We start from the raw sequence: 695 nt of genomic DNA, 5'->3' as shown, positions 1-695 counted from the left end.
GCCCAGGTAGTCGGCGCCGGCCAGGCCGTCGAGCTCGTCGTTGCCGCTGCCGCCGTAAAGCTTGTCGTTGCCGGTGCCGCCGTAGAGGTCGTCGTTGCCGGCCCCGCCGTAAACCTTGTCGTTACCGGTGCTGCCGTTGAGCACCGCGTCGCGGGCGCTGCCACCGACGATGATGTCGTCGCCGCTGCCGCCGTTGGCGGTCATCGGGATGCCGGTCTTGTTGGTGATGACGTCGTTCTTGTTTCCGGTGCTGACGGTGACGAGCGCGGGGTTCGACGTGGTCGTGCACTTCACCCGGGTCTTGTCGCTGCCGACCCGCTTACAGCCCCTGCCGGGCTTGATCGTCACCTTGTCGTCGATGACGACGACCCGGCCAGAGCGGGTCACCGTGATCGCGTTGGCCTGACCTGACCCGGCGGCAAAGGTCACCTTGGTGGCACTGGCCACCGCCGCGACCCCAGTGGTGGCTGCCTGCGCGGGCGCGCCAAGCACGAGCACGCCCGCAGTCGCGACGAGTGCCGAAACGGTCCAGGAAAGCTGCGAATGAAATCGGTAGATCATGATGCGCAACACGATAGACGGACCCGCCAAGCGATTTCCCCAACGCTCAGCCCACGCACCAAGCCGAGCAATGCCAACAGCGTTCAGCTGACGCACCAAGCCGAGCAGTGCCAACAAGGCCACACGAGCCCCGC

General features: G+C 66.5%; 1 pseudogene. It reads right to left on the bottom strand.

Features of this window, described 5'->3' with window-relative positions:
- Nucleotides 1-678 (bottom strand): annotated as a pseudogene (locus DMB66_RS65725) (hypothetical protein); the annotation flags it as partial.
- Between the last annotated feature and the right edge of the window lie 17 nt (nt 679-695).

Source organism: Actinoplanes sp. ATCC 53533, assembly GCF_003947245.1.
This window is presented reverse-complemented; position numbering and strand designations above follow the sequence as displayed.